Source organism: Agromyces sp. NPDC056965 (assembly GCF_042673425.1).
GTDB lineage: Bacteria > Actinomycetota > Actinomycetes > Actinomycetales > Microbacteriaceae > Agromyces.
The window spans coordinates 24,160-31,076 of sequence record NZ_JBHURI010000049.1; the positions used below are offsets into that span (position 1 = coordinate 24,160).

Sequence of the window (6,917 nt, forward strand, 5' to 3'; positions counted from 1 at the left end):
CGGAGCCCCGCCCCGCGCCCGCGGGGAACGCCCTTCGTTCAGGTATCCCATGACGCCGTCAACTCCCGTCGATTCCACTTCCTCCACTCCCGCCGTCGCGCCGCCGTTCCCGTGGCTGGGCCTCATCGTGCTCGCCTCGGCCGTCTTCCTCTCCGTCACGATCGAGATGCTCCCGACGGGCCTGCTGCCCGACATGAGCCGTGAGCTCGGCGTCGGCGAACCGCTGGTGGGCCTCCTCGTCACCGTGTTCGCCGCGACCGTGGTCGTGCTGACGGTGCCGCTCGCAGCCCTCACCCGCAAGGTCGGCCGCCGCCGCCTCATCGTGATCGCACTCGTCGTGCTGGCGATCAGCTGCGTGCTCACCGCCCTGGCGCCGAACTACCCGACCGTGGTCGCGACTCGCGTGCTCGGCGGAGCCGCGCACGGCGTGTTCTGGTCGGTCGTCGGCGCCTACGCCGGGCACCTCGTGCCGAAGGAGCAGCTCGCCCGCGCCGTCTCGATCTCGGTCGCCGGCGGTTCGGCCGCGTTCGTGCTCGGCGTGCCGCTCAGCACGGCGCTCGGGCAGGCGCTCGGCTGGCGCTCCGCGTTCGCCGCGATGGGCGCGCTCACGCTCGTGGGTGCCGTGCTCGTCTGGCGGTTCCTCCCCTCGGTGCGGCACCACGCGGGCGAAGCGGATGCCGCGCCGGTTCGTGTGCGCAAGGACGCGACCTTCGTGCCCGTCATCGTGGTGTGCCTCATCACCGCGACCGCGATGATCGGCATGTACAGCTTCTACACCTACGTCGCCCCGTACCTGACCGATGTCATGGGCCTGCCGGCGAGTGCGATCAGCCCGATGCTGCTCGCCTACGGCATCGCCGGCGCGGTCGGCCTGGTGCTCGCGGGTGCCGTGCTCGGGCGACGCCCGACGGTCGGCCTCGTGGTCGCGATGGTGGGCACCGCCCTCGGCGCGGTCGGCCTCGCGGTGTTCCCGCAGGTGCCGGTGGCGGGCATCGCGAGCTTCCTGCTGTTCGGCACCGCGTTCGGCGCGCTGCCGACGATGCTCAACACGAGGCTGCTGCACTCGGCCTCAGCGAGGATCCGCGATGCCGCGGCGTCGTTCTACACGACCGCGTTCAACACGGGCATCGGCGGCGGCGCGCTGCTCGGTGCGGCGCTCTACGGTGTGATCGGCCTCGCGGCGCTGCCGTGGGTGCTCGTCACGCTCTTCGCGTGCGCGACGATCGCGCTCGTGTGGACGGCGCTCGTCAACCGCGTGCACCACTGAGCGAGCGGCTACTCCGCCCGTGAGAACGCGGCGGCGCGCTCGATCTGGTCGCGCGTGAGCGTCACCCCGGTGTAGCGCTCGAACTGCGCGGCGGCCTGCATCGCGTGCACTTCGGCGCCGCTGATGACGAGCTTGCCCGCGGCCCTGCCCGCCGAGACGAGCGGCGTCTCGGCGGGGAAGGCGACGACGTCGAAGACAACGGATGCCGCGGCGACGTGCGCCTCGGAGAACGAGAGCGCCGAGGCATCCGCCCCCTGCATGCCGAGCGGGGTGACGTTCACGATCACGTCGGCGCCGGGCTCAGGGTCGGCGGCCGTCCACGCGTAGCCGTACTGCTCGGCGAGCGCCGGTCCGAGCGCGGCGTTGCGTGCGAGCACCGTGACGTCGGAGAATCCCGCGCCGCGGAACGCCGCGACCACGGCCTTCGCCATGCCGCCTGAACCGCGCACGAGCACCGACTGCGCGGGGTCGAGGCCGTTCTCGGCGATGAGCTGCGCGATCGCCTCGTAGTCGGTGTTCGACGCGGTGAGCACGCCGCCGTCGTTCACGATCGTGTTGACCGATTCGATCGCCGCGGCCGAGGGCTCGACGACGTCGACGAGGGGGATGACGGCTTCCTTGAACGGCATCGAGACGGAGCATCCGCGGAAGCCGAGCGCCCGGACGCCGCGCACGGCGCCCTCGATGTCGTCGGTCGTGAACGCCTTGTAGACGAAGTTCAGTCCGAGCTCGTCGTAGAGGAAGTTGTGGAACCGGGTGCCGAGGTTCGACGGCCGACCCGCGAGCGAGATGCAGACCGACATGTCCTTGTTGAGGATGGGCATGTCACCATTCTGCGCTCCCGCGAGGGGATCAGGCTTCGCGGCCTCCGGGCGGGCCGATCACGAGGAGGCCGGCGAAGACGACCACGATGCCGACGACCGCGAGCGAGATGAGCAGCACGGGGCGGGCGAGGAACCAGCGGAGCAGTCCGTTGACCCAGTTCGAGTCGGCCGGGTGGTCGGTCTTCTCGCGGCGCCAGTCGCCCTCGAGGTGTCCCTTGCGCACGAGCCACAGGTCGAACGGGATGGTCGCGTAGGGCACGATCGCGGTGAGCACGGCGAAGGCGATGCGGCCGATGTTCCAGCGCTGGTTCACGCCGACGATGACGGCGGTGAGCGCGTACGAGAGGAACACGAAACCGTGGATCGACCCGCCGACCAGCACCGCCCACTCGACGCCCGCGGCGTACTTCAGGATCATCGCGACGATGAGGATCGTCCACGTGACGGCCTCGGCGAAGGCGAGGGCGCGGTAGAGGCGTTTCGGTGACACGGGAATCTCCAGAGTTCGGGGGATGATGCCATCCTCGCAGTCGCCGCTGAGCGGGCGCATCGAACGAACGATTGATTCGCCCGGTGACCCGCTGCTACAGGGTTCGGTGCTCGTAGAGGGCGATTCCCGCAGCGACCGACACATTGAGGGACTCGACGTCCGCGGTCATGGGGATCGCATACCGGTGGGTGGTCAGCGCGTCGAGCTCGGACGAAACGCCGTCGCGTTCACCACCCAGCACGATCGCGAGTCGTCCCGTCAGAGCCCCGATCGAGTCCAGCCCTTCGAGTGCATCCGCTGAGAGGGCGGCAACGGGAAGCTTCGTTCGCAGGATGAAATCAGCGCACTCCGCGCGACTCGCGAGGATGACGGGCGTTGCGAACACGAGCCCGCGGCTCGCACGGATCAGGCGACGGTCGAGGACTGTGCGGAGGCCGCTCTCGAGCAGGATGACGCCTGCGGCGCCGAGCGCGCAGGCAGTTCGGGTGATCGCGCCGATGTTGCCGACGAGTCGTACCCCGTCGAGCACGATGATGTCGCCCGTCGCCTCGATCAGGTCGAAGAGCCTCGGCGATCGTGGTGCGCGCGCAAGCGCGAAGATGCGCGAGTGCTTCTGCCCGCCGAACAGGCTCCGCGCCACTGCATCGTCGATGATGTGGACCGGCACGTCGGGATCGACGCCGACGAGGCTGGGCGGTCCGTTCGCGCTCGAGGATACGGTGGCGTACAAGCCGTCCAGCTCGATTCCGCATGCGACGGCCTGCTCGATGTTCTCGAGGTCGTCGAGCACGAAGACGTTGGGCTTGTCGGCGCGGCTGCGCAGCACGTCGGCGATGCGCCGGGCTTCAGGATGGCGCGCGCCGTCGATCCGGTGCAGCGTCGCCGCTGCACCGAGGGCTCTCTTCATCGTCGCTGCCTGCATGCGCACCAGCGTGCGGCATGACGCGACGTGAGGGTCAAGGCGTGGAGATCGAGGCGGGCGCTTCGAGCTCACTCCCACACGGCGCGGTCGGGGTCGACCCCATTCCGCCGGGCATTCGCATTGATCGCCTCGGCAAGCCATTCGGAGAGTCCCGGTTCCACCTCGTCGAGGAAGGCGCTGAAGCGTTCGTCGCCGACGAAGTGCCGTCCGAGGCAGACCTGCATCGAATGGGTGCAGTCGAAGAGCTGGCCGACCATCGCCCGATGCTGCTCGGCGAGCCGGTTGGCCGCGTCGCTGCCCGGCACCACTCCGGAGCGCTTCGCATCGCCCAGCTCGAGGTACAGGGCCTCACCGTACTCGTGCATCCGCTTGCGGTCCGCTTCGGAGAGCACCACCGCATTCCGCTCGAATTGCGCCCACTCGTCGGAGGCGCCCCAGCGCTGCCGTGCTTCCTCCCCCCAGTCTTCGCGCCATCCTCGACCGAAGATCTCCGCCTGCTGCTGCGCGGTCAGCGTCGCCCCGGCTGCGCGTGATGCCAAGACCTGATCGATCGCTCCGGCCATCTGCTCCAGCCTGCCGATGCGCTCCTCGAGGAGCATTCGCTGCTGGCGAAGCTGTGCCGTCTCATCGACGGCGGGATCGTCCAGGAGCGACGCGATCTTCGTGAGGCTGAATCCGAGTTCCTGGTACACCAGAACGCGGTGCACGCGCTCCACGTCGTTCGCCGAGTAAGCCCGGTAGCCACCGGCTGTGCGCCCTCGAGGCTGGACCAAGTCCACGGAATCCCAGTGGTGCAGCGTCCGTACGCTGATCCCGACGAGCGAAGCGACCTCACCGACCGTCAGTTCCTGCGCGACGGGCACGAGGGGTGGCGCAGCGACCTCGAGATGCAGCCAGGGTGTCATCGATTCGGGTACGTTCACATCCACTCTCGGCTCCGTTCCCGCGTTCGCGCCTCGCCGTCGCCGGTTCCGGCGCGTCCATTCGATTCTCACATTCGGCGGCGCGAGGGTGACTGGTGCAGGCCCGGCGGGGCGGTCGTTCAGCGCTCCGCGATAGCCTTGGCCGGTGTCCGAGCAGTCTGCACGCGAGCTCGTCTCGAGCCTCATCGCGTCGATCCCCGATTTCCCCCAACCCGGCGTGACGTTCCGCGACCTGACCCCGGTGTTCGCCAGCGGTCCGGCGCTGCACGCGCTCGGCACCTCGCTGACCGAGCCCTTCGCCGGCCGGTTCGACGTGATCGGCGGGGTCGAGGCGCGCGGCTTCCTCATCGCGGGCGCCGCCTCGGCCATCTGCGGCGCGGGCGTGCTGACAGTGCGCAAGGCGGGCAAGCTGCCCCGTGCCGTGCTCCGTGAGGACTACGCCCTCGAGTACGGCACCGCCGCGCTCGAGGTGCACGAGGGCGAACTGCCGCCGGGCACTCGCGTGGTCATCGTCGACGACGTGCTCGCGACGGGCGGCACGGTCGGCGCCGCTGCGCGCCTCGTCGAGCGCGCCGGCTGGGAGGTCGCGGGCATCTCGGTCGCGCTCGAGCTCGAGGGCCTCGGCGGCCGTGAGGCGCTCGGCGACCGCTACGAGATCTTCTCGCTGCTGCAGTACTGAGCCGGCTGGGCGAGTCGAGCGGATGCCGCGGCATCCGTGCCTCGCGGAACCGCCATGTTCATCGCGGACATTCCTTGGTAGCGTGTGCCACCGAACGAGGAGGTCCGATGCGGGACAGCATGCCGAAGCGAACGTTGTGGTGGGGCATTGGGCTGTCGGTCGGGGGCGCGCTGACGATCCTCCTCGCGCCGCCGGTGCTGTACTCGATCGTGTCGGCCGAGGGTGAGGCCGGGCAGACGTTCTACTCGATCGTGCAGCTGGTGTTGAACATCATCCGGCAGCTCGTGCTTCCGCTCGGCACCGCGCTGATCGCGGCATCCCTCGTGATGTTCTATCTCGGCGGTCGCTCGAGGCCCGATGACGATCGCCCCAAGCGGTGGGTGCTGCCCGAGCCGACGGAGCGCGGCACCGAGCGCTGAGCGAGCCGGCAGTGCTCCCGATCAGCCGCCGGTCTGCCGCCGCACGATCTCGTTGATCCAGCTCGGTGCGAACGGTGAGGTGCAGTTGGGCGGGGTGGGGTAGTCCTTCAGCACTTCGAGCCGCTCGCCGATCTCGAGCGCACGGGCGCGGTATTCGGGGTGGTGGATGCCGATGTTCGCGAGCGTCTCGTTCATGGCCCACTGCAGGCGGTCGGGCGCCTGCTTCATGTCCGCCTCGATGAGGTCGAGGAGCCCGGGCAGGTCGAGCCCGTCGGGCGACTTCGCGACGCGGGCCGTGGTCAGCGCCCACCCGGCGCTCGCCACGACCGGGTCGGCGTCGTCGAACCAGGCCACGCGCAGCTCTTCGACGTGCGGGTTCTTCTTGACGATGTAGTTGACGAGCCAGTCGTGCACCTTCGGCACGCGGGCCTCGCGGAGCATGGCGTCGAGCTCGGCCGCGCTGTACTGCTTCGGGCGGCTGATCAGGAGCGCCACGAGGCGGGCAGGGGTGTCGCCCGTCGCCCAGAGTCCGCGGGCGAGCTCGGGCTGCGTGCCGACCCGTTTCGCGACGGCGCGCAGCTTCGTGAGGTTCACGCCGTGGTCGTCGCCGTGGCGTTCGTTCACCGCCCGCATCTTCGGGTCTTCGAGGGCCGCGAGGTCGGCCATCACCTGGCCGACGGTGGCCTGCGGTGCTGTCGTCGTCGTGGTCACGACGCCCTCCTCTGCTCCTCGCTCGCTGCGCGTTCCAGCCTACGTCGACCCGCCGCGGGAAGACGGGGTCATGCTCCGCCTCGGCCCTCGTCGAGTTCGAGCAGGTAGGCGGCGTTGCCACGGAGCGCCGCCTCGTACCGCAGCACGTCGGGCGTGCGCACCGTGTCGGCCGCGAAGGCGAGCAGCTCGCCGACCGCCGCGTCGCTGCGACCGGCGGCGTGCAGGCCGAGCGCGTGGAACAGGCGCACGGACTCGGATTCGGGGTACTCGGCACGAGCCCGGTCGAGGGCGGCGAGCGACTCGTCCTGCCGCCCGAGAAGACGCAGCGTGCTGCCGTACTGCAGCAGGCAGCGGCGGAGGGCGTCGCCCCCGAGACCGGCGGCGAGCGCCTGCTCGTAGTAGCCGGCCGCCGTTTCCTCCTCACCGGCGGTGTCGTACGAGCCGCCGACCTCGTAGAGCACGTACGGGTCGCCGGGGTGCACGTCGAGCACCGCGAGGAACTCGACGATCGTCGGCTGCATGTTCGCGCGGTCGCGGCGATCGAAGATCTCGCGCAGCGTCGCTTCGAGCTCGGGGGAGAGGAGTGCGGTCATCGCTCCATCATCGTCGTCGGCGCCGTCATCGTGCGCGTCGGGCGAGCGCGCGGGCGAGCGGATGCCGCGCGCTCACCGCAGCGCGCGGC

9 protein-coding genes are annotated in these 6,917 nt (G+C 70.1%); 3 read left to right on the plus strand and 6 right to left on the minus strand.

Annotated elements, in window-relative coordinates:
- The first annotated feature begins 49 nt into the window (after window positions 1-49).
- Window positions 50-1,267: an MFS transporter gene (locus ACFTQE_RS13365; protein WP_376925533.1), complete on the plus strand. Its 1,218-nt coding sequence runs from the start codon at window positions 50-52 to the stop codon at window positions 1,265-1,267.
- 8 nt (window positions 1,268-1,275) lie between these two features.
- Here ACFTQE_RS13365 and ACFTQE_RS13370 read toward each other — a convergent pair whose 3' ends face one another.
- From ACFTQE_RS13370 to ACFTQE_RS13385, 4 genes are all read right to left on the minus strand, one after another.
- Complete coding sequence (locus ACFTQE_RS13370; protein ID WP_376925534.1) at window positions 1,276-2,091, minus strand: shikimate 5-dehydrogenase; 816 nt, start codon at window positions 2,089-2,091, stop codon at window positions 1,276-1,278.
- Between the two features lie 28 nt (window positions 2,092-2,119).
- Window positions 2,120-2,581, minus strand: coding sequence for a DUF3817 domain-containing protein (locus ACFTQE_RS13375; RefSeq protein ID WP_056654278.1), 462 nt, complete (start codon window positions 2,579-2,581; stop codon window positions 2,120-2,122).
- Between the two features lie 94 nt (window positions 2,582-2,675).
- Window positions 2,676-3,488 (minus strand): TrmH family RNA methyltransferase, encoded by an 813-nt coding sequence (locus tag ACFTQE_RS13380; RefSeq protein WP_376925535.1) that lies wholly within the window; start codon window positions 3,486-3,488, stop codon window positions 2,676-2,678.
- 83 nt (window positions 3,489-3,571) lie between these two features.
- Window positions 3,572-4,432 carry a MerR family transcriptional regulator gene (locus tag ACFTQE_RS13385; RefSeq protein ID WP_376925536.1) on the minus strand — a complete coding sequence of 287 codons (861 nt, stop codon included), beginning with the start codon at window positions 4,430-4,432 and terminating at the stop codon, window positions 3,572-3,574.
- A 139-nt stretch (window positions 4,433-4,571) separates the two neighbouring features.
- Between ACFTQE_RS13385 and ACFTQE_RS13390 the strand changes: the two genes are divergently transcribed.
- Window positions 4,572-5,105: an adenine phosphoribosyltransferase gene (locus tag ACFTQE_RS13390; protein WP_376925537.1), complete on the plus strand. Its 534-nt coding sequence runs from the start codon at window positions 4,572-4,574 to the stop codon at window positions 5,103-5,105.
- A gap of 119 nt (window positions 5,106-5,224) precedes the next feature.
- A complete protein-coding gene (locus ACFTQE_RS13395) occupies window positions 5,225-5,524 on the plus strand; it encodes a hypothetical protein (RefSeq protein WP_376925538.1) in 300 nt (99 codons plus the stop codon).
- Window positions 5,525-5,545: 21 nt separating this feature from the next.
- Here the strand turns inward: ACFTQE_RS13395 and ACFTQE_RS13400 are convergent, their stop codons facing one another.
- Both ACFTQE_RS13400 and ACFTQE_RS13405 read right to left on the minus strand, forming a co-directional pair.
- Window positions 5,546-6,190 carry a DNA alkylation repair protein gene (locus ACFTQE_RS13400; protein ID WP_376925542.1) on the minus strand — a complete coding sequence of 215 codons (645 nt, stop codon included), beginning with the start codon at window positions 6,188-6,190 and terminating at the stop codon, window positions 5,546-5,548.
- 113 nt (window positions 6,191-6,303) lie between these two features.
- On the minus strand, window positions 6,304-6,828 hold the full coding sequence (locus ACFTQE_RS13405; RefSeq protein ID WP_376925539.1) for a tetratricopeptide repeat protein: 525 nt from the start codon (window positions 6,826-6,828) through the stop codon (window positions 6,304-6,306).
- Window positions 6,829-6,917 lie beyond the last annotated feature (89 nt).

Coding starts and splice junctions, on each gene's coding strand:
- ACFTQE_RS13365 (WP_376925533.1), top strand. CDS start 50: ATGACGCCGTCAACTCCCGTCGATTCCACTTCCTCCACTCCCGCCGTC.
- ACFTQE_RS13370 (WP_376925534.1), bottom strand. CDS start 2,091: ATGCCCATCCTCAACAAGGACATGTCGGTCTGCATCTCGCTCGCGGGT.
- ACFTQE_RS13380 (WP_376925535.1), bottom strand. CDS start 3,488: ATGAAGAGAGCCCTCGGTGCAGCGGCGACGCTGCACCGGATCGACGGC.
- ACFTQE_RS13395 (WP_376925538.1), top strand. CDS start 5,225: ATGCCGAAGCGAACGTTGTGGTGGGGCATTGGGCTGTCGGTCGGGGGC.
- ACFTQE_RS13400 (WP_376925542.1), bottom strand. CDS start 6,190: ATGGCCGACCTCGCGGCCCTCGAAGACCCGAAGATGCGGGCGGTGAAC.
- ACFTQE_RS13405 (WP_376925539.1), bottom strand. CDS start 6,828: ATGACCGCACTCCTCTCCCCCGAGCTCGAAGCGACGCTGCGCGAGATC.